We start from the raw sequence: 21,765 nt of genomic DNA, 5'->3' as shown, positions 1-21,765 counted from the left end.
CTTTTAGAGAGCGGATTGTAGTCCTGCTTTATTAATAAAGTTCCAGGGCTGATTAAAGTGCGGTTAGAAGAAGAAATCCACGTAGCCTAGTTCTTCCATCTTCATTCCGCTTTGGATGCAGACACTCATCGTATTGATCGATTGTGTAACGTCTGCTTTGGAAATCACCTGTGCAACTAGTACCCGGTGGGTAGCCGGATCAAACGTGACTTTTAGCTGTAAATTTTCAGGGGTTGGCATAAATCTCGGGTGATGGTTATCTTGATTTTGTGTGATAATGTGAAATCATTCACATTATAAACTATGAATCTATTATATAAGCGGATTGAATAAATAGCAAGAGTTTTGTTCAACATTTCACATAGTGAGGTTGAGGTATTTTTTGGCACCTCAGGTCATCCATATTCTGGTTAACCCATAATTTGGATGACCTGAGGATCCAGATTATTCCTGTGTGTGGTACATTAGAGGGTAGACAATTCTATGGGGGAGGAATGGAAATGGATGTTAGGTTTCAGACGGGATCGAAGCGTTTTAATTATCGGGCGGCGGGCATACTGATTGAGCAGGATCATGTGTTACTACATAAGCAAGTGGACGACAAGTACTGGGCGCTGCCAGGGGGCAGAGTCAAGCTTGGTGAACAGGCAAGAGACACGGTCGTCAGGGAAATGAAAGAGGAACTTGGGTACGAGGTGCACGTAGACCATACACCGTGGATTGCGGAGAATTTCTTTCACTATGATGGACATGACTATCATGAGCTTGGCTTTTACTGCACGTTAATTTCTAATCAGTCCTATTTCCAGAAAGGACCGTACCACGGGCTGGAAGGGGAGCGGCTCATTTATCAATGGATTCCGATCAATGAACTGAATGAAATCGTTGTGCAGCCTGAGTTTCTGACTGCTGGACTGCGCAGGGTTCCTGAACATACGGAGCATGTGATCGTTGAGAATTAAAACTATCCTATTCGTGCTGTTCATCCTGGCTGTCCTCCCAGGGTGCAGCTCGGAAGTGCCACTTTATGATTACGATCGAAGTTCAGTCTTTGAGGTGTCCGATAAATTGCCTGAAAATGCTAAGCTCCCCGAACAGCTTCCTTTTAAGGCATTCGACGTTCAAGTTAGTAATGATATGGTCGGCGGGGGCTCTGTTATATCCTTCATTAATGAACACAACAGTGTATTACGTGTTATGGTCAGTGATTATGATTTTCAATCGAATAATGCCCTTTCCTATGAATCAGAACCGCTTAAAATCTCCGATGATTGGAGGGGGGAGTACATTGTAGATGCCGAGGGGCACTCGATTTTATGGAAGGAAGAGAATCTTTATTACAGACTTGATTACCACTCGTTTTCAAGTGAAGATGATCTCTCCAGAGAACAAGTCCTCCAAGTGATTCGGCAGTTTGAACCTCTGCCCTGATCTTGTGACCGGGAGCCTTTTGTTCTAAAATGATTTCAATGCTCGTACAATAAGGGGTAGAAAACATCCGGAGGTGACGAAGTGAAGAAACGATTCCTCACTTGGACACTCATACTATTTGCGATTTATGGCGTCCTGATCGGTCTATACTTATTTCAATGGGCCGGGTTCGGTGTGCCCGAAGCTTACCAGGGAACATCGGCTGACCCAGCTACTTTTATGACGGCAAAAGAGCTCGCGCAGAGTCAGGATTATTCCCGTTATAAAGATTTTCTCTACTTTGTCAGTCTGCCGCTCGAGTGGATCATTTATTTAGGTGTGATGATCTTTGGAATATCCACGGTTTTTAAACAGTCCGGCGAGAAAGTGTCCCGTTTTTCAATTGTACATATCCCGGTGTATGTCCTGCTTCTTTCCACATTAACCTGGATACTTACGTTTCCGGTTGATTACATCAGCCGCAGGCTTTCGCTCAGCTATGGCATATCTACCCAGACGTTTTCCGACTGGATGAAAGATGAACTCATCAGTTTCTGGGTGGGCTATATCATTATGGCGCTGCTCATTACGGTTTTGTACACGCTGATGAGAAAGTTCGAAAAACGCTGGTGGCTGTACGCTTCGATTTTAATGGTGCCGTTTTTAGTGTTTATGATGTATCTTCAGCCGGTGGTGATTGACCCGCTATACAATGAGTTCTCGGATCTGAAGGATAAAAACTTAGAAGAAAAGATACTGAACCTCGCGGATGAAGCGAATGTTCCGGCTGAGCGGGTCTATGAAGTGAACATGTCAGAAGAAACGAACAGTATGAATGCTTACGTGAACGGCATTGGATCCAATTTACGCATTGTCCTCTGGGATACGACACTTAACCGCCTGCAGGAAAAAGAAGTGCTGTTCATCATGGCGCATGAAATTGGCCATTATGTGATGCATCACCTGTACTGGAACCTGTTCGGAGCGGTCGCTGCCGCGTTTATTGGACTGTATCTGGCGTATCATCTCATGAAATATTCCGTACGTAAGTGGGGAGATCAGCTAAACATAAAGTCCGTCTCCGATATCGCCGGGCTGCCGGTCCTCTTCATCATCCTGTCGTTACTAAGCTTTGCAGCCACTCCTGTGGAGCTCGCGATTTCGAGAAACGCAGAGATGGATGCGGACGTGTACGCGATTGAAATGACACAAAATCCAGAAGCGGCGGTCGGCGCCTTTCAGGAGCTGACGGTGAACGGACTTAGTGAAGTGAATCCTCCGGCTCTAGTGAAATACTTGCGCTACGGTCATCCGACCATGATGGAGCGCATTCACCTGCTCGAACAGTACCAGCAAACCGAATAAAGGGAACAACCAAAAAATACCACCTCAGGTCATCCATTTTCTGGATGACCTGAGGTGGTAAAAATTAGCACCTTTAAGGGTGCTTTTTTTATTTGTGCTAGCTGTATTGGTATGATGGTTAAAGAGAGAATATTCCCGCATGAAAGGAGCTCACTTATGGAGAAGAGACCAAAGGTTACCATAGTCGGCAGTATTAATATGGATTTGACCGTACAAACGTCCATTATGCCCAAGCAGGGAGAGACGGTGCTCGGTGACCACTTTGCTACATATCCAGGCGGAAAAGGAGCCAATCAGGCAGTAGCCGCCGCTCGTCTGGGGGCAGATGTCTGTTTACTGGGCGCTGTTGGTGACGACGATTTCGGTACAAACCTTCTAAATCATCTAAAGGAAGAGGGAATTAGTACATCGTCTGTATCTATGGAGGAGAACATGTCCACCGGTACAGCTACGATTATCTTATCGAATCAGGATAATCGGATCATTGTGGCTCCCGGAGCTAATCGAATGGTTACTCCTGATTATATTAAGGAGCATCTACACGTCATAAAAGAGAGCGACATTATTCTGACGCAGTTAGAAATTCCCCTCGACACGATTACTTATCTTGCTTCTTTATCCAAAGAGTTAAAGATTCCGATGATCTTAAATCCTGCACCTTACCAGCCGCTGCCTGCTTCTGTAATTGAAGCCTTTCGCTACATAACCCCGAATGAAACAGAAGCAGAGCTGTTCAAAAAAGAATTACAAGAAGGAATGGAAGGGGAGCAATGGATCACGACGAAAGGGAAAGAGGGCGTCATTATCTATCAACAAGGAGAAGAACTAAAGATTCCAGGCTACCCAGTGAACGTAGAAGATCCTACAGGTGCCGGTGATACCTTTAATGGAGCTCTGGCTGCCTATCTTGGACGTGGAGACACGCTTGATGATTCCGTCAGGATAGCGAATGCAGCCGCTGCTTTATCGGCTACACGGAAAGGAGCTCAAAGCGGGATGCCGACCCAGGCAGCTGTGGAACGCTTCATGAAAGAGAACTAAAATAAAGGAAAAAACAACCACCTCAGGTCATCCATATTATGGATGACCTGAGGTGGTTTTAAATGCATTAATGATTGGTTTGTTTACTCATCTCTTCCTGTAATTTCTCTACGACATCCAGATATGTTTTGGTTGCTTCATGATAGGGTTGTAAAGATTCCTGGTTGTTAATCGCATTCATAAACGTTTCCACCTGGAGGCGGTATTGATCCCCTGTTTCATGATAAACCAGCTTTTCTCCATTAACTTTGGTTAAGGTGATCTTTCCTAAGTGTTCTTTCGCATCGGGTCGATAGGCGTGGTGGACGTGGATCATCCCTTCTGTTCCTACTACCTGATATTCATCTCGGAATAGCACGTCAAAGCTGCATTCGATGGATACTTTCACATCATTCTCTAATGTAAGGGCGGCCAATGTCGTCGTGTCCACATGGTAAGTGGGGTGAATACTGGATGAAACATTCCAGTCTTTCACTTGTTCATTTACAAGATTTAAAGCTGAGTGGACCCCGTAACATCCCAGATCCCAAAGAGCGCCCCCGCCCTTGTCAGCGTCCAGGCGAATATTGTAGCTTGATGGATCCAGGTTGAACGAAAAGGTGGGCTTGATCAACCGAACATCTCCAATATGCCCCTCCTGAATCAACTCTTTAACACGCTGGTGCTGAGGGTGGAATTGGTACATGAACGCTTCCAGGAAATAGACACCATTTTCGTTACAAGCCTCAATCATGTCTTCGACGTCCGCCCGGCTCAAGGCGGCAGGCTTCTCGCACAACACGTGCTTCCCTGCACGAGCGGCTTTAATGGTCCATTCTTTATGAAGATGATTTGGAAGCGGAATATACACGGCCTCCACTTCCTCATCGGCAAGCAGCCCTTCATATGTATCATACGTTTTCGGGATATCGAAGGATGCGGCGGTTTCTTCAGCATTTCCGCTCAAGCTGGCAATGGCTTCTATCTCCGCATTTTCTGCACGTTGAATGGCTGGAATCACCATTTTCTTGGCGATATTCGCGGCACTCATGATGCCCCATTTCATTAGAATTCCTCCTTTTAATATGACAAAAATAGGTATTGATTATAATGGTAGCGTTTTTGTAAGGGTTTTACTAATGAAAAGGTTTTCTTACAGAGAGCGAGTCTTTATCGTATAAAAGAAGTGCTGGAGCAGAGGGTATAAGCGTTCCCAGGGAAAGGTTGAGCCTGCAGGTTTTGTGATACACTAAAACCAACATAAATTACGGAGGATTTACCTATGAAAATTACAATCGTGACTGTCGGAAAACTAAAAGAAAAATACTTAAAACAGGGAATCGAAGAATATGTGAAACGACTCGGCCCATATGCCAAAGTGGACATTATCGAAGTTCCGGATGAGAAAGCACCAGAAAACCTGAGTGAAGCTCAAATGGAAGAAGTGAAGCAGAAAGAAGGGGAGCGGATCCTGTCTAAGATTTCCCAGGACACGTATGTGATGACGCTTGAAATTGAAGCGAAACAGCTGACTTCTGAGAAGCTTGCCAGTCATATGGACAGTCTTGCGACATATGGAAAGAGTAAAGTGGCGTTTGTGATTGGCGGATCGCTTGGGTTGAGTGACGAGGTGCTGAAGCGGAGTGACTTTAGCCTGTCATTTTCTAAGATGACGTTTCCGCATCAGTTGATGCGTTTGATGCTGGTGGAGCAGGTGTACCGGGCGTTTAAGATTATGAAGGGGGAGCCTTATCATAAATAACGTTCAATAGAATTATTTGGATATCAAAAATGTTTCCTCTGTTAAAGTTTAGGGTTCATGACTAACAAAAAAAGAGCTTCACACTGTGTTGTGGGACACTATTGGTTTATTCTCTATTTTAATTACAAATGGAACATTACATTTTATTAATTAATAAAGCTTTTACTAATAAACAAGGAAGTTTGGCTTTTATGTCGAATTATATAGGCATATTAGAACATTTCAAGACCGCAAGAAGCTTCAAAAACTTTTCTATACGAGAGGAGATTGTTAGTGGCAATTGATAAAGAAAAAACAAAAGAATTGTTAGAAGCTATTGACGAGTTATTTGATGTTTTTGCAGGAAATTTAAATGAAGAAAACAAGAATTTCGTGAAAAGAGTTGTAATGGGGCCAGCTATAGAAGAAATTAGAAAGTTAGTGGAAGATAGCAGACCTCCAATTATGTTGTTGATGGGAAGAAGTGGACATGGGAAATCTTCAATTATAAATGCACTTTCAGGGAAGCAAGTAGCTACTATTAATGATGTGAAGCCCCAAACTCCTGAATCAATACCTTATGTGATCACATTTCCAGAGTCACATTCAACATGGCAAGTTATAGATACAAGAGGAATATTTGAAACTACAAAGCCCTCTGAAACTTTAGAAGATGATGCAGTGGCTGTGTTGAAAAATAGCATAATCAAGTATTCTCCAGATGTTATAATGCATGTCATTAGTACTCCTGAAACTCGTAATCTATCCAATGATTTTTCAATTTATAATGAAATTATGGAGGAAGTAAAAAAAGAACATAAGTTAAAAATCCCTACTATATTAGTACTAAATAAGGCAGATACAATTGGAAACCCAAGAGAGTGGCCGCCTGAAGAGTATGCGAAAAAAGCTGGTCTTCTAACTGAAACTTTAAACTATATGGTTGATGATGTATTAGGTTTGGAAAAAGCAAACTTGAACCATAATAACCCTTATTATGGTTATGAAACGACTGAAAGCAATTATGTTGGTGTTGTTCCTGTTTCTTCATTAGAGGGTGATTTATGGAATATAAACACTTTGTCTGATTTAATAGGTAATCATTTAGAAGAGTCTGCCAGATTGGATTTTTTTCAAGCACAGAAAAGGTCTGAACAATTAAGGGGAATCTCATCTTCACTAATAAAGCGGTTTACCGGTATTTCAGGAGGTATAGGTAGCTCTACAATACCGTTATCTGACATAGCTTTGTTGACACCTCTTCAGTTGTTGCTAATATCAATAATTGGAGCTTTATCTGGCAGAGATGTTTCAAAAGATACCGCATTTGAATATCTAAGTGCAGCAGGGATTAATATAGGGGCGGCATTTGGTATAAGAGAAGGAGCAAGGCAACTAGTAAAATTGTTACCAGTTGGTGGCGCGGCAATATCAGGGTCAATCGCTGCTGGAGCTACATACTCTATTGGTAAATCAGCAGAAGCATATTTCTTTTATGACAAAAAGGTAAAACCCGAAGAGTATAAGAAAGGATATGAGGAATAATCTTTGCATGTTAAAGTCTATTACGCATTAAATGAGTATCAACTTTTGAAGAAATAAGTAACGGGGGCATATCATAGTGATTTGCTCCTTTATCTATGTTATGAAATTTTACACTTGGAAGCAACATTTAAAGATATATTTAACTATAAAATAATGTGGGGAAAAGGAATCCTCCATATAAATTATACTTTTGATATTGAATTCAAAATCCTTCTTTAGTGGGGGTGAACTATAATAAAGAACCACTGCTTGTGTAAGTAAAAATTCTAAGTACATAGAGTAAATTTACCGGGGAGCAGTATGTATTTATAGCACAAAATTAAAATTTTAATGAACTAAATAAAATGAATGAAAAGCTTGATTAATTAAATGGACCTAGTCCATTCAGAACACGAATTATAATTTTGCTAGTAATCATCACTAAACTATAACAGAACCAATAAAAACAGAGTCCTATACGAGATAGGACTCCTAGTTACCATTAACCCCCAATAAACTCAATATACCCCTCAGAATCCTCTCGAATCCATCCCTTCTCCACATTTAAATCTAGGGCTTTCTTTACATATACCTCCGCCTTCGTGCTGGTCCTGCTGTAACCCAGCTGTTTAGAAATCTCTCTCATTAAATCAGCCTTAGGCAGTCGAAGAGCTGTTTTCATAATTTGAATCACGCCATTGGAATATTCAACCGTACTAATGTCTTCTAAACTTCTGCGATGCTTTTCCTTCACACGGAATTCACGATAGACTTCGATTTGTTCCGCATCCTTCCATAGAAACTTCCTGTCATCTTCCATGGTTTCGTAAGCCATCAACCCCCTTAAGGTGTCCTTTATGACTTTATCCAGCATAGCCCCACTTCTGGTGAAACCCCACGCATTAATAATGGTTTTGGATAACTTTGAAAAGCTAACAGGTGCTTCATTTTCAATGATTGTTTTGATCTGCTCCTGAATAATTGGTTTACCTTCAAGAGTGTAGAAATAATCATTCGAAATGTTTACCTCTTCTAACACCGTTGGAACATAATAGCTTACCTGCTGTTTTGAAGCAGTAGGTATAGTAAGGTTACTGATCTTATCCTGTATGGTTTCTTTATCCTTCCTAACAGGAGGAACTTTTTTAAACTGCTCTGTATCTCGAGGAAGTTTTTCAATTTCATGAAGCTCGGCTAACAAATCGTCCATTTGCTTTTCTTCATTATGCCACCATTCGACGGACCACACTTTGATCATGTGCCACCCCAATTTCTTTAACATCGTTTCTCCGAGTTTGATCCGATCCCGGGTGGCTGTAAAACTAGCATATCGATGTCCATCAACTTGAATGGCAGCCAGATATTTCTCTTTATCTTTCTTATCCACGACGGCTAAATCTACTTTAAAGTCACTGTGTCCCACGTTAGTTTCTACTTGATAACCATGTTGCTCCAAAGCGACTTTTATTTTTGGAATAATCACATTCGAGTTTGTTTTAGTTGATTTTTGATTTCCAATGGGGGTAGGGATTTTCCCTCTTTTTGCAAATTCCATAAAGGATCTCAGACTACGAACCCCTTCAGCATTTGTCTTGGAGAGGTTAATTTGATCAGGTTCCATGGAAGCGAAAATAACCATCTCTTTTTTTGCCCGGGAAACTGCAACATTTAGCCTTCGCCATCCACCATCTCGGTTTAATGGACCAAAATTCAAAGATACATTTCCTTCCTGATCAGGGCCATAGCCTACGGTGAAAAGAATAAGATCTCTTTCGTCTCCCTGCACATTCTCCAGATTTTTAACAAAGACCGGATCTTTGACCTCGTCTGTAAAATACTTCTCGAGAGCAGGGTCTTCTCTAAGCCGCTCGTCAATCATATCCTCAATCAAGGTCTGCTGCGGCTGACTGAATGTGACTACCCCTATACTTTCGCCCTGGGTTTCAGGGTTGAGCAACCTTAGAAAAATTTCATTGACGATGGCCTCAGCCTCTATCTTATTCTGTCTGGTCTTCCCCCGGTCATAAGTACCTTCCACATTTAAAAATGAAACTCTGGAATGAATGTCATCAATAGAGGGGAAGGTGACTAATTTATTATCATAAAAGTGACTATTCGAGAAGGATATTAAACTCTCATGTTCACTTCGGTAATGCCATCTCAAATGCTTCTGAGGAAGCTGTACGGCAAGACTATCATCCAGGATACTTTCCATGTCCTGCAGATCAAAATTTTCTTCTTCCTGTTTCGTTCCAAAAAAATCAGTAGGAGGCAATTGTTTAGGGTCGCCTACGACTACCACATTCTTGCCTCTTCCCATAGCGCCAATGGCTTCACTTGTGGGCAGCTGGGAGGCTTCATCAAAAATGACTAAATCAAATTTAGGGAATGACGGTTCCAGGTATTGAGCTACAGATAATGGGCTCATCAACATACAAGGTTTTATTTTGGGAAGAAGGGTTTTAGTTCGGTCAAATAGCTGACGAATGGCAATGCCTCTTCCTTTACTTTTAATCGCTTTGGCTAAGATGCCAGGTTCAGAGGTTTGGATAGAATTGTTCATTAAATCCGGAACGCGAGCCATTAATTTTACATACACCTCTAGTTTGGTTAGTTCACTAAGTTCCTCATCAAATGCATGAAATTTATCAACCTTATTTTCAAAGCTTATCTTGGAAAACTGTGCTAAATCTTCACGTGCAGAGATCTCTCCATCGATCCTGATCCGGTAAAATGCGTAGAGATAAGATGAAAGAATCTTATCGTTTTCCAGCTTTCCAGCCAGGTAAGGTTTCGTTACATTACCCAGACTAGCTTCTTCGGCTTTCTTAATAACACTAGCAAGCTGGCAATTATCTTTCAGCTGGGGTAATGCGTCAATGAGAGAGCAGGCCTTTTTGCTGCTATAGTCAGCCCAGTCCGGCCGAGAGGGTTCATGAAAATCCTCAAGGAGTAACTCTTTTTCAATGGCCTCCCAATGCTTCATAGTTTTCTGGAAACCAGTGGTATAATTATCCATTTCTTTTTTAAGCTCACTGCTCATAAACTCTTTTTTATGAGCATGAAGATTACTGGCGTTTTGAGAAAGCCATTCTTGGGATGGCTGCAGTTCTTTAATCGCCTCACGTACATCTGTCATCCACTGCAGGGCATTATCAATATCTATCCAATCTCCACTAGCTTCATCTTCATTCCACAAATTTGGAAAGTACTGATTCATCACATTACTATGTTGAATTAAAATTTCTTTCTTCTGCTGTATGTCTCGAATGCTTTTTATAATGGTTTCAATTTCATCTGTTTCTATTTTATCTTTGGCTATTAAATATTTCTTTAGTTCTTTTTTAATTTTCATCTTGTCCAGCATTTCCTGGAGAAACCAGCTGTTCTCAGCCACTCTAAAATTTTGCAGCAGTGTTTCTGCGTCTAGTTTCAATATCGAGGGATCGAAGCGATCTTCTATTTTACCTTTCGCTTCATCATGCGATTCCCCGGCACGAATGACCTTATTAATTTCAGATTTCACACTTTCAAACTGTTCCTCTCCAATAAGCTTTAATTCAGCATCAGGCAGATTGTGCAGGAAAGGAATCATCTTATAGATGAACAGGTACCAGCTATGATCTTTTAGACTATGAGAAAAACCGAGCTCCGCTAAGCTTCTATCTAAAGAAAGAAGTTTTTCCTTTTCGTATTGAATTCCAGTCAGTTCTTCTTTCAGAGCGTCATGCAGACTTAAGGAATAATGCGTTTGCTTGATTCCCAGCCAGGGGTTATCTTTTACACGTCCGCAAGCCTTGCTGATCACTTCTAATTCTTCGATGATTTGTTTCGTACGCCGCAGTTTAATCTCATCCATTTGCATAACGGGTTTTTTTTCAAACTCAATTAATTCTTCAGGAGCGGCAATTTTTGAATAGGTTTCAATCATTTCAAAAACACTCTGACCGAGTGAAGTCCTTTGGTGAAGTTCGTCAACATACTTATTTAATTCTTTTTTTAAAGATTTTACTTCCTCAAATTTCCGTTCCCAATTCGTCCCTTTAACTTCTTTGTGCAAATCGAAGGATTTCTCCAGCTGCTTAAGTATATCTTTCTTCTGTCCTTTATTGGAATGGACCTCAAGGCAGAAGTCATCCAGGCCAAGCGAAGCTAATCGGTTTTGTACGACATTGAGAGCCGCCATTTTTTCAGCCACGAAAAGAACAGACTTCCCGGTAGCCAGTGCATGAGAGATCATGTTCGTGATCGTTTGTGATTTACCTGAACCAGGCGGCCCATGTAAAACAAAACTCTTGTCACTGCTTGTGGCCAGGATCGCTTCTGTCTGGCTGCCATCGGAGCTTAATGGAGCATATACTCTGGTTTCTTCGTCGTCCTTTCTCGTCAGATAATTAAACGTCTCATCGTGAGGGTTAGAATAACTTCCTTCGATCAGACTTTTCACGATCTTATTCTTCTTTAGTTCCTCTGAATGATTGACGAGGTCATTCCACATCACAAATTTAGAAAAGGAAAATACACCTATGCTGGCTTCTTCATAGACATCCCAATTCTTCATCTGCATAATCATTCTTCGCATATTCGTTAACACTTTTCTAACGTCTGCTCCATGTTCGTCTTTGGGGATCGTGTAGAGCATGGAGGCATCAATACCGAAAGACTGCTTTAAGTACTCAATTAAAGAGATGTTGATTTGTATTTCTTCATCCCGGGCTCTTATGTAGTATCCCTTCTTAGCAGAAAGCCTGACCAGGTCGACGGGAAGAAGAAGGATAGGCGCAAACCGTTCCATGGATGGAGATTTAGGATCAAACCACTTTAAGAATCCTAAAGCGATAAATAACGAGTTAGCTCCGGTTTCTTCAAGGGTATTCTTAGCTTTTCGATAGAGTTTTACGAGTTCTTTCTCTAATTTCACTTCGGAATGAAGCGATCGTAACCTGTTGTTCTTCACATCTTCCGATAAAATCTTACTGTTTACTAATTCTTTTTGGTCTTTAAAATCTCGTATTCTATTTCGCCACTCGTTTGGTAAAGGTTCTATGAAAACTTTTTTGCCCATGGCCAGGATATCCTCGATCTTGTCAATGTCCGAGGTAACCACAGGGATTCCCTGGCTCTGAATCCGATAATTAAGCAGATTGTTACGCAAACTCATATCAATTAATTTATTTTGCCAATAGGTGATTTTATCTTGAGAGTCGTCCGGGTGAATAGCGGAGTGCTCATCTTCAGGGATAACCTCCACTTTTTCAAAAGCAAAATTGCTGTTAATTCGCACAGGCTCTTCTGGCTGCACCTCAACCTGCATGTTGGAATCAGGGCTGAATTTTAAAGAGAGAGGTTTAATTTGACCAATTCTGCTTCTGCGTACATCTACGAAAAAATGAAAATAATAGGGTTTATTTAAACTGCTCTCTGCAGCTTGAACCGCGCTACTAAACGTGGAATGTTCATCAGTGAGATAAGTAGATTCTACGGCAATAACCTCATTTATACCGCCCGCCATACTTTTCGTTAATATGCTTTTATCATCCTGATAACTCTCCGGAGAGGCAAATTCTTTCAGCCAGAAAGCAGGATAGGCATGTCCCTGGAAAAAAACAATGAGAGGGTGAATACCTATGGCTTCTGCACACGCGGCATACAAGAGGGTTAAATCAAGACAAGTGCCTAATTTGTGTTTTTTAATCAAATCAGGAAATCGTACCTTCTGTCCCTCAGCTTCAAAGCTTGCAGGAGGGTTAGCATACGTGATTCTTTGCTCTGAGATAGCGGAGTAGATCGCTGACAGTTGGGCAATTACACGATTAGGATCTCCGCTTTGATAGCCATCCATAGAGGAAATTCCGGTGTTTTTATGCATAATTCCAGATGCCTGTTTTATAATTTCCATAATAAAAGGACGGTTTGGCGTTACAAAACTCGAAATGATTTCAGGAATGACACTGGAGCCCGGCCAGCTATCGAAGGACAAAATATCCACAGCTAAGTTTTTCTGATAGACTTCCAGCTCGCCCATTTCTATTTTTATGCTGAAATAACCTTTCATGCTTTCCTCAAGATTACTAAGGTAATCGGCAGACAATTGGATATCTGGTTTTAATTCAATAGATTCTTCAGGATTTAATGAGTCTAAATAGATGGTTTTGGTTTCAAAAAAGGAAGGGTTGGAGGTAAGAGTTATTTTAATACCGTTATATTTTTCTTTACTAGGATTCTCAAGCGTTAAACGATTAATAAAAGGGACATGGTTCTGTTGGAGCGCAAAACAAACTCTCTCATCATATTCGCAATCACAGGAAATGAGCTTTTCCACTAATTAACCACCTCGTATTTAATAAGATAGGTACTTTATATATTATACCAACCCCACAGAGTAATTTGTTCAAAAAAGTATAATATTGTAAATTGCGTCTTCTTTTTTTTACTGATAAAGGGATCAATTTCTTTAGTTGCTTCCTTTACTTAACGCTATGGTTGTTCTGAAAATAAACGACGATTAAAGTGTTCCCTCAAGTTTCAATGATGATCTGCGCACAGGTATTGCTTTAATCAGTGTAGAATAACTAAAGGCGTATCACTCATATCGAGGCGCGATACGAATGACAAATTCGGTTTGAAGATACTTAAATGAAGTCGTTAATGTAAAATTACTATTTCCTTATTTTTCACTCACCGTGTAAGCTGTATATAGAAGCGAGAATACTAATAATCCTGGAGTGATTTGGATGTCAGAGCAGCCCATCATATCAATACAAAACCTAGGTAAGGTCGATGGAGATAAAGTATGGTTTCACCCTTTTACCTTCCAGCTCAACCAGGGAGAAGTAGCAGCCATCCAATGCGACCATATCGTGGGTAAAGTACTATTAAGCATCTTGACCGGACAGGACGCCGGCTCAGGAAAGGTGTGTTATTTTGGCCAAAATGATTACCCTCCTTCCCGCTGGAAGCGATATAGTAATCGAATTGGATTAGTGCAGCATGAGGAAGGAATCTATGAGCGGTTAACTCCTTATGAATATTTGAAATTTCACCAGCAGCTTTATGGCAAAAAGGCGGATATTGATGAGTTATTACATAAAGTAAATTTATCCGCTAAGAAGTCTCAAGGGATTAAAAAGCTTACTTTCTCGGAAAGAAAGCGCCTGTCCTTTGCTAAGGCCCTTGTTCATAAGCCCGCTCTGGTGATTTTGGAAGAGCCTGATCAGAATATTGATTTAGAGAGTAAGGTGATCTTGAGTAGCTTAATTAATGACCATAAAGCAGAGGGTGGAGCGGCTTTAATTATAACGAGCAATATGGAAAGTGCGGTCATTATTACGAATGAAGTGTATCGCCTGAATGAAGATGGATTAAAGAAAATGGATGTGCAGGAACCTGATGAGCAACAGGAAGAGGTTGAAAATGAACAACAGGAACCTGAATCCAGCACTCAGGTTCATTTGGAGAGGATTCCTGCAAAGGTAAAAGAAAAAATTATTCTTTTTGATCCTACAGAGATTGATTACGTGGAAAGTGTAGATGGCACCGTTCAGCTGCATGTGAAAGGCGGAGTATTTCCTTGTACGATCACTTTGCAACAATTATCGGAGCGGTTGGAGCCATTTGGATTCTTTCGCTGTCATAGATCCTATATTGTGAACCTGCAGGATCTAAAGAATGTATTGCGGATGTAAGTAAATATTTCCCGGGAAATGTCGGTAGAAGTCGTTTGCTGGACCGGTTATGATTACGAGTAAGCCATTTCGGTGTTCCATTCACAATCGTATAGCTCCATTCATCTAATCATACCCTCCTTCCATGCTTGATTTAATGCTGTGACCATAAGTTCCTTTTAAACTTAGGATAGTCACTTGCGAAAGCAGGAAAGGGGAAATAATGATGAAGGAGATTATTGAGGTTTCAAATGTTTATAAAGATTTTGACGGGAAGCGAGCACTGGATGATCTGTCGTTTTCCATCCAAACAGGAGAAACATTTGGGTTTTTAGGGCCGAGCGGGTCTGGAAAAACGACGACCATTAAGCTGCTGACCGCGCAAGAAGGTTATCAGTCCGGCAGCATTCAAGTGTTTGGAAAGCCAGCAGAAGACTTAAAAAACCCGAAGCAAATGAAACGAATTGGTGTGTTAACCGATAATACCGGTTTGTATGAACGTTTAACGGTAAATGCAAATTTAAAATTGTTTTGTAAACTGTACGGTGTGTCCTATAAGCGTATAGGTGAGGTGCTGGATGAAGTGGGATTAAAAGGGGAAGAATCTAAAGTGGTCAGCAAGCTGTCGAAGGGCATGAGGCAGCGTGTGACCTTGGCGCGGACGATTCTGCATAAGCCGGAATTGTTATTTCTGGATGAACCGACGTCTGCCCTGGACCCTGTAAGTACCGAGCGGATTCACCGCATTTTACGAACGTTGAATGAAGAAGGAACCACCGTTTTCTTAACGACCCACGATATGTATGAAGCGGAACGAATCTGTGATCGAGTGGCTTTTCTAAATAAAGGAACCATTCAATTGCAGGGGCCGCCACGCGAACTGCGGGTCAGACATTCGGATTCCTCCATCACTCTCTTGTTGAAGGATGGGAGAGAACAACTCGTCGGTAACGATCATGCGGGAGCGGAACGTATTCAGGAAGTGATCGCCCACCAGCAGCTGGCTTCTGTGCACTCCAATGAGCCAACCTTAGGCGATATTTTCGCACGAGTTACAGGAAAGGAGCTGTTATAATGACTTCCATCAGACGAATCCAGGCTGTATTCATCAAGGACTATCGCGATTTTCTAAAAAATGCGTATATGCTTTCCACGGGTGTTATACCGCTGTTCTTTGCTTTTATTTTCAACCAGGGAGAAGGGGTTCAGTCAGAGGCCGCTTTTATGCCGATCGTCCTGTCCATGGTGATGGTAGGTTCATTTATTCAGGCAGGCGTCATTGCGGAAGAAAAAGAGAAGAACACGCTAAGAGGGCTCCTTCTTTCCCCATTGAACACCGCAGAAATTTTCATTGGAAAAAGTTTACTTTCGGCTGTCTTAAGCGTAATTATGATCGCTGCTGTCATTTTCATAGGGGAAATTCCTATGCCTGATCAGATCTTCCTCGTCGCTGCAGCGATCCTGATAAGTCTCGTGATCTTTATCAGTATCGGGACCATACTCGGGCTGATTTCGCGTACGGTAATGGAAACCTCGGTCATCGGCATCCCTGTTTTATTTATTTTCGGTGTGGGAGATATCTTTCAAACGATGATTGAATCCGAGCGGGTAATTCAAGTGATGGGCTATCTGCCGGATCAGCAATTTGGCCATTTGCTTATGCAGTTAAGGGAGGGACAGTCGGTTGGGGAGCCTTTCCTGGTTTTATCTCTGTGGGCAGTAGTCAGTATAATAGTAACCATCTTTATATTTAAGAAGCGTCGTTTTGATTAATAAATCATTATAGAGGAGAAGAGAGCTGCGGTGAAGTACTGCAGCTTTTTTGTTATTCCAACTATAAATCGTGAAGAGGTGAGACGTTGTATAAAATCTGCGAGCTTAATCCAAATTCTCTTTAGATTTCACTTTATGTTTTCTATTCTTAACCTCGGTAAACAGGTTATCTGAGTCACCTTACAGCTGACATCTGCAAAGCTTGCCAGTCATATGGACAGTAAAGTGGCGTTTGTGATTGGCGGATCGCTTGGGTTGCGTGATGAGGTGCTGAAGCGGAGTGACTTTAGTCTATCCTTTTCCAAGATGACGTTTCCGCATCAGTTGATGAGGCTGATGCTGGTGGAGCAGGTGTGCCGGGCGTTTAAGATTATGAAAAATGAGCCTTATCATAAATAGTGGAAACTCCAAAATTAGTATCACTTCCATTAAACAGTAGTTATTACACTGTATGTGAACTAATGATCAAACAGAACTACAACCGTTGGAGAAGCCCGCCACTCCCACGACGACCTGTATCGAACGTAAACTCAAATCAAACTTGTTTTGGTATATCCTTTAGGGGAAATAATAGGACATAAGAAAGTGGAGTAAAAATTGTAAAGGGGATAAATAGTGACTAAATCAAAAAGATTATTTCAAACAGAGCGTTTAATAGTAGATCGCGCAAATCATAATGATATTTCAAAAATTATAGAAATGGAAGAGGCTGAAGGGGCACGTGATTTTGTTTGGAGTGGCACTTATGATGAACACAAATTAGAGGTCGATGACCCAAATTATGAGCTTATGATTATCAAGTTGGAGAATAAAGATGATCCTGTAGGTTTTTCATTAAGTCGGTTAGATTTTCAATCAAATAAATGGGAATTGAAACGTATTGTTATTACAAAAAAAGGTGAAGGTTATGGGAAGGAAATCTTAATTGGGCTTCTTAAGTACGCGTTTGAAACTTTGGCCATGAATCGTTTTTGGCTAGAGGTATATCTTGATAATGTCGTAGGAATTAAACTGTACGAAAAAGTAGGCTTTTATCGTGAAGGTGTTTTAAGAGCGAGTTATAAAAGTGAAAGGGGATATTTAGATCAAGCAATCTATTCTATGCTTCGTGAAGAATATAAACAGAGGCAATCCAACTTAACAGGAAATACTTTTAACTAGTTTCAACTTGCTTTCTGAACGAGAATCTAGGTACTATTCCTCCACTTGCGGATTACGTGCGTACGAAAATTTCTTAAAACTTACGGATAAGATGAACTTTGAAAGTACGAAAACCATGAATAGTCATGTAACCATCAAACCTCAGTTTAAATGGTTACGGTGAGCCTTATCATAAGTAAGTCAAAAGCACATCCGTACCGAGGCAGAGAACGTAGAAATCCATCTAAACAATGAAAAAAGGCCGCCAAATAGAGGCGGCCTTTTAATTTATGCAGATAAACGTTCTTCTTTCTGTTGGGATTTCTTCAACCGGAACGGAGCGGTAATTAAAGCTAAGATCAGGAACAGCCCCATGTATCCAATCAATGGATAGAAGAATGCGACAAGTTCGGTGAATCCTACAAAGCTGAGTCCGAAAGCTACTACACCAGTAACAAGGACAAACTTTTTGTGATTGCTTGTTCCGACTTTTGTGTAACGAGCAGCAAAAGAGAAGAACATGCTGACGGCTGTATTGAAGACCATCCCGAACAACACCACAGAATAGAACATGCCTAATATTGGGGACAGGTTATCGACAAGTGCAAGAAGCGGCATATCATAGGCAGCTACCGTGTCGACTTTCGAGAAAATCGCCAGGTGACTGAGGACAATCATGATGCCGAGTCCGAGACCTCCAAGCAACCCGCCAATAGCAGATGTCCGCTCGTTCTTTTCATTTCCTCCCATCAGTAACGACATGGATGCCCCCACGGCTACGTTAAAGGAAACGTAATTAATAGCGGATAGAAACCAATTAGATAAGGCTGAAGGCTGTTCGACCGCTGCAGAATTTAAATCACCAAAGGACTGATCCATCGTAAACAAACTGTAGATGGATATGATGATCACGGTCAAAATTAAAAACGGGGTAATACTGCCGATGACATTGACGACTTTGTCCACGTTCATCATCACGGTGGCCATAACGATAAGGCTCATAATAATAACCCCTACAAGCGGAGACATTCCGAACTGCTGGCTTGGAATGGAACCCGCTCCTGCGATCATGACGACTCCGACACCGAACAAGGTCAGAATGATGACGTAATCTACAATCACTCCTAAAGGTTTGTATCCACTTACTTTGTAGATCGCTTCTTTATGCGAGGTGGCCTGCGTTCGTGTACCAAGTTTGACCAGCATCATCCCCATGTAGGCAAACAAAGCGGTGGAAAGAATCGTGCCAATCGTCCCTAAGTATCCGAAACTCGTAAAGTATTGAAGAATTTCCTGTCCCGATGCAAAGCCGGCACCGACAATAATTCCTATGAAGGCGCTTGCAATTTTAAGTACTTGTTTCATGAATGGGTCCTCCTATGTACCGTAATGTCTGTTGAGTCTTCCATTTGTAATGAAGCGTTTTCATATGGAAGAAGTCTCTTAACCTTATCATGAATGCGTTTTCAAAGGTTTGGTGGAATCTACAAATCCACTATCCTATATTCGTTTATTTTGACAAAGATTTCAATAGGAGAATGGATGGTTTGTGTGGAAAACCATGATAATATAATTATATCCACCCGATAAGGAGTATCACTATGAAACTATCACCAAATTGGACATATTCATATAAAGATTTCATCGATTCACCCGAAGGACTTGCCGATAGCATTGCGGAAATCCTGGGATGCCCGGTCACCATTGAAGATGCTAATCATTTCATCGTCTCCTATAGCAAACACGAACAGAACGTGGATCATGCGCGGACTGCGACCATCATGAGACGGAAAGTACCGGAGCATGTGATTAACGGGCTATGGAAACACGGATTTATGGCCAAGCTTTTTGAAAGTGAAGAGCCTGTGGTTGTTCATAAAATTGACGACATCGGCCTCGGGGATCGCCTGGCTATATCTGTTCGTAAAGACAACGAAATCCTCGGCTTCATTTGGGCACAAACGAATGAATTGCCGGTTACTTCCGAGCATTTGGAAGAAATAAAAGAAGCGGCCCAGTGGGTAAGTCACTATTTACTCAGACAGCAGGCTAAGAAGAAAAAGACGGACGAAAGCAGCAAAGAATTCTTCTGGCAGTTGCTGACAGGCTCTTTAAAGAATCCGTCAGAGATCAAACGGATGGCGAAAAAGTATCAAATGAACTTGAATGGTCAGCTTTGTGTAGCCGTCTTCGAATTTACAGAAGATATGAGTCAAGCCGTTGAACGACACGCGTATTATTTAACAGAAACCCTTCATCAAACGCGGGTTGTGAACCGGATATTCGATGACCGCCAGCTTATTCTGCTGGTCCGAACCGATGATAAAGAAGATGCGAATGAGATGAACCAGGCGTTCATTCGTGAATTCACACAAAAAATGAAAGAACGGCTTCATTTTGAAGATTTAAAAGGGGCGTTCGGGTTGATTTACGATTCCCCGTCCTTCATTAGCGACAGCTATAAGCAGGCGTTGAAAGTTCTGAAGTTGAAGGAGCAGTATTCCGAAGGTCTAAAGCATGTCGACAACTATCAGGACCTCGGGGTCTACCAATTCATTCATGAACTGGCTGCCCTTCAAAAAAAGGAAAACTATAAAAATGATGCTCTCAACCATATCCAAACATACGATGAACGCCATAACTCCATGCTGCTTGAGACCTTGAGAGTCTTTCTGGAACATAACAGTAATGTCCACCAGGCCGCTGCCCATATGCATATTCATACGAACACCCTGAACTACCGCTTAAAACGGATCAAGGAAATCGGAAACATCGACTTTAAAGATATGAATCAAAAAACGATGCTTTATTTAGATCTATTGATTTATGAAAACGAACAGGAGGATTTGTGATTTTACACAAATCCTCCTGTTTATTTTTTCAGTTTCACCTAAACAAAATTAATAGCAGAAGAGCTATACTTTTCCTACATACAACTTGAAAGGTGGACTCCCCATGATTATCGGAATTCCAAGAGAAATTAAAAATAATGAAAACCGCGTAGCTATTACGCCTTCAGGTGTCGTCAACCTCATCCACGCCGGACATAAGGTTCGTGTTGAAACACAGGCAGGTACTGGCAGTAATTTTACAGATGAAGAGTATCGTGAAGCTGGTGCTGAGATTGTTGAAACCGCTTCCAATATCTGGATGAATTCTGAGATGGTCATGAAAGTGAAGGAACCTCTACCATCTGAATACGGATACTTCCGAAAAGGACTGGTATTATTTACGTACCTTCACCTTGCTGCTGAGCCTGAATTAACGAAGGCCTTAGTAGAGAATGAAGTGACCGCGATTGCTTATGAAACGGTTGCGGTTGATCAGAAATTGCCGCTTCTGACTCCAATGAGTGAAGTAGCGGGCCGCATGGCTACTCAGGTAGGAGCGCAATTCCTGGAAAAATCATTCGGTGGAAAAGGAATCCTGTTAAGCGGTGTTCCTGGTGTTTCACGTGGAAAAGTCGTCATTATCGGCGGAGGGATCGTCGGAACCAACGCCGCAAAATTGGCGATCGGAATGGGAGCTCACGTTACGATCGTGGATCTGAACCCGAATCGTCTGCGCGAGCTGGACGACCAGTTCGGTTCAGACATTCAAACCTTAATGTCCAATCCATTAAACATTGCCCAGGCCGTCAAAGAAGCGGATCTGGTCATTGGGGCTGTGTTGATTCCAGGAGCTAAAGCGCCGAAAATTGTGACGGAAGATATGGTCAAAGATATGAAAGAAGGGTCTGTCATTGTGGATGTTGCCATAGACCAGGGAGGCAACTTTGAAACCGTCGATCATATTACGACGCACGATGATCCGATTTATGAAAAGCACGGGGTCCTTCACTATGCCGTCGCAAACATCCCGGGAGCGGTGCCACGCACCTCCACTATCGCCCTGACTAACGTAACCATTCCTTACGCGCTGCAAATCGCTTCTAAAGGCGTGAACCAAGCAGTCGAAGGAAATAAAGCCATTGAAGCCGGAGTGAACACGGCGAATGGTCATTTGACGTATGAAGCCGTCGCACGTGATCTTGGTTATGAGTACAAACCAGTTCGTGAAGCACTTCAGCCAGTCGCACACGTATAAGTTTAACCTGCTCCTCCACAGCTGCTGGAGGGGCTTTCTTTA

Annotated in this window: 16 protein-coding genes and 1 pseudogene; 13 read left to right on the top strand and 4 right to left on the bottom strand. The window is 41.8% G+C overall.

All coding sequences use genetic code 11. The annotated features are described in order from the left end of the window. Window positions 1-63: 63 nt before the first annotated feature. Window positions 64-240 carry a hypothetical protein gene (locus LCM11_RS13710; RefSeq protein WP_224894857.1) on the bottom strand — a complete coding sequence of 59 codons (177 nt, stop codon included), beginning with the start codon at window positions 238-240 and terminating at the stop codon, window positions 64-66. Between the two features lie 260 nt (window positions 241-500). On the opposite strand from LCM11_RS13710, the gene LCM11_RS13705 reads away from it, so the two are divergent. From LCM11_RS13705 to rbsK, 4 genes are all read left to right on the top strand, one after another. Next, window positions 501-962 (top strand): NUDIX hydrolase, encoded by a 462-nt coding sequence (locus LCM11_RS13705; protein WP_224894856.1) that lies wholly within the window; start codon window positions 501-503, stop codon window positions 960-962. Further along, on the top strand, window positions 952-1,431 hold the full coding sequence (locus LCM11_RS13700; protein ID WP_224894855.1) for a hypothetical protein: 480 nt from the start codon (window positions 952-954) through the stop codon (window positions 1,429-1,431). Before LCM11_RS13705 ends, LCM11_RS13700 begins: the two co-directional genes overlap by 11 nt. A gap of 81 nt (window positions 1,432-1,512) precedes the next feature. Beyond that, a complete protein-coding gene (locus LCM11_RS13695) occupies window positions 1,513-2,775 on the top strand; it encodes a M48 family metallopeptidase (RefSeq protein WP_224894854.1) in 1,263 nt (420 codons plus the stop codon). 156 nt (window positions 2,776-2,931) lie between these two features. Beyond that, entirely contained in the window at window positions 2,932-3,816 is an 885-nt protein-coding gene (rbsK, locus tag LCM11_RS13690) for a ribokinase (RefSeq protein ID WP_224894853.1), read from the top strand. Between the two features lie 67 nt (window positions 3,817-3,883). Here rbsK and LCM11_RS13685 read toward each other — a convergent pair whose 3' ends face one another. Next, a complete protein-coding gene (locus LCM11_RS13685; RefSeq protein WP_224894852.1) occupies window positions 3,884-4,861 on the bottom strand; it encodes a Gfo/Idh/MocA family protein in 978 nt (325 codons plus the stop codon). A gap of 216 nt (window positions 4,862-5,077) precedes the next feature. On the opposite strand from LCM11_RS13685, the gene rlmH reads away from it, so the two are divergent. Both rlmH and LCM11_RS13675 read left to right on the top strand, forming a co-directional pair. Further along, window positions 5,078-5,557 (top strand): 23S rRNA (pseudouridine(1915)-N(3))-methyltransferase RlmH, encoded by a 480-nt coding sequence (gene rlmH / locus LCM11_RS13680; RefSeq protein WP_224894851.1) that lies wholly within the window; start codon window positions 5,078-5,080, stop codon window positions 5,555-5,557. Between the two features lie 273 nt (window positions 5,558-5,830). Next, window positions 5,831-7,081 carry a GTPase family protein gene (locus LCM11_RS13675; RefSeq protein ID WP_224894850.1) on the top strand — a complete coding sequence of 417 codons (1,251 nt, stop codon included), beginning with the start codon at window positions 5,831-5,833 and terminating at the stop codon, window positions 7,079-7,081. A 481-nt stretch (window positions 7,082-7,562) separates the two neighbouring features. Here LCM11_RS13675 and LCM11_RS13670 read toward each other — a convergent pair whose 3' ends face one another. Next, a complete protein-coding gene (locus LCM11_RS13670) occupies window positions 7,563-13,382 on the bottom strand; it encodes a DUF3320 domain-containing protein (protein WP_224894849.1) in 5,820 nt (1,939 codons plus the stop codon). 412 nt (window positions 13,383-13,794) lie between these two features. Here LCM11_RS13670 and LCM11_RS13665 point away from each other — a divergent pair, with 412 nt between their 5' ends. From LCM11_RS13665 to LCM11_RS13645, 5 genes and pseudogenes are all read left to right on the top strand, one after another. Beyond that, on the top strand, window positions 13,795-14,745 hold the full coding sequence (locus LCM11_RS13665) for a LytTR family transcriptional regulator DNA-binding domain-containing protein (protein ID WP_224894848.1): 951 nt from the start codon (window positions 13,795-13,797) through the stop codon (window positions 14,743-14,745). 205 nt (window positions 14,746-14,950) lie between these two features. Further along, window positions 14,951-15,799 carry an ABC transporter ATP-binding protein gene (locus tag LCM11_RS13660; RefSeq protein ID WP_224894847.1) on the top strand — a complete coding sequence of 283 codons (849 nt, stop codon included), beginning with the start codon at window positions 14,951-14,953 and terminating at the stop codon, window positions 15,797-15,799. Further along, window positions 15,799-16,497 carry an ABC transporter permease gene (locus LCM11_RS13655; RefSeq protein ID WP_224894846.1) on the top strand — a complete coding sequence of 233 codons (699 nt, stop codon included), beginning with the start codon at window positions 15,799-15,801 and terminating at the stop codon, window positions 16,495-16,497. Before LCM11_RS13660 ends, LCM11_RS13655 begins: the two co-directional genes overlap by 1 nt. A gap of 198 nt (window positions 16,498-16,695) precedes the next feature. Next, window positions 16,696-16,896 (top strand): annotated as a pseudogene (locus tag LCM11_RS13650) (23S rRNA (pseudouridine(1915)-N(3))-methyltransferase RlmH); the annotation flags it as partial. Window positions 16,897-17,112: 216 nt separating this feature from the next. After that, complete coding sequence (locus LCM11_RS13645) at window positions 17,113-17,658, top strand: GNAT family N-acetyltransferase (RefSeq protein WP_224894845.1); 546 nt, start codon at window positions 17,113-17,115, stop codon at window positions 17,656-17,658. Window positions 17,659-17,925: 267 nt separating this feature from the next. Here the strand turns inward: LCM11_RS13645 and LCM11_RS13640 are convergent, their stop codons facing one another. After that, window positions 17,926-19,002 (bottom strand): hypothetical protein, encoded by a 1,077-nt coding sequence (locus LCM11_RS13640; RefSeq protein ID WP_224894844.1) that lies wholly within the window; start codon window positions 19,000-19,002, stop codon window positions 17,926-17,928. A 236-nt stretch (window positions 19,003-19,238) separates the two neighbouring features. On the opposite strand from LCM11_RS13640, the gene LCM11_RS13635 reads away from it, so the two are divergent. Both LCM11_RS13635 and ald read left to right on the top strand, forming a co-directional pair. Continuing rightward, a complete protein-coding gene (locus tag LCM11_RS13635; RefSeq protein WP_224894843.1) occupies window positions 19,239-20,489 on the top strand; it encodes a PucR family transcriptional regulator in 1,251 nt (416 codons plus the stop codon). Between the two features lie 103 nt (window positions 20,490-20,592). Beyond that, window positions 20,593-21,723 (top strand): alanine dehydrogenase, encoded by a 1,131-nt coding sequence (ald, locus tag LCM11_RS13630; protein ID WP_224894842.1) that lies wholly within the window; start codon window positions 20,593-20,595, stop codon window positions 21,721-21,723. Window positions 21,724-21,765 lie beyond the last annotated feature (42 nt).

The organism is Halobacillus halophilus, from assembly GCF_020171985.1.
Taxonomy (GTDB): Bacteria; Bacillota; Bacilli; order Bacillales; family Halobacillaceae; genus Halobacillus; species Halobacillus halophilus_A.
This window is presented reverse-complemented; position numbering and strand designations above follow the sequence as displayed.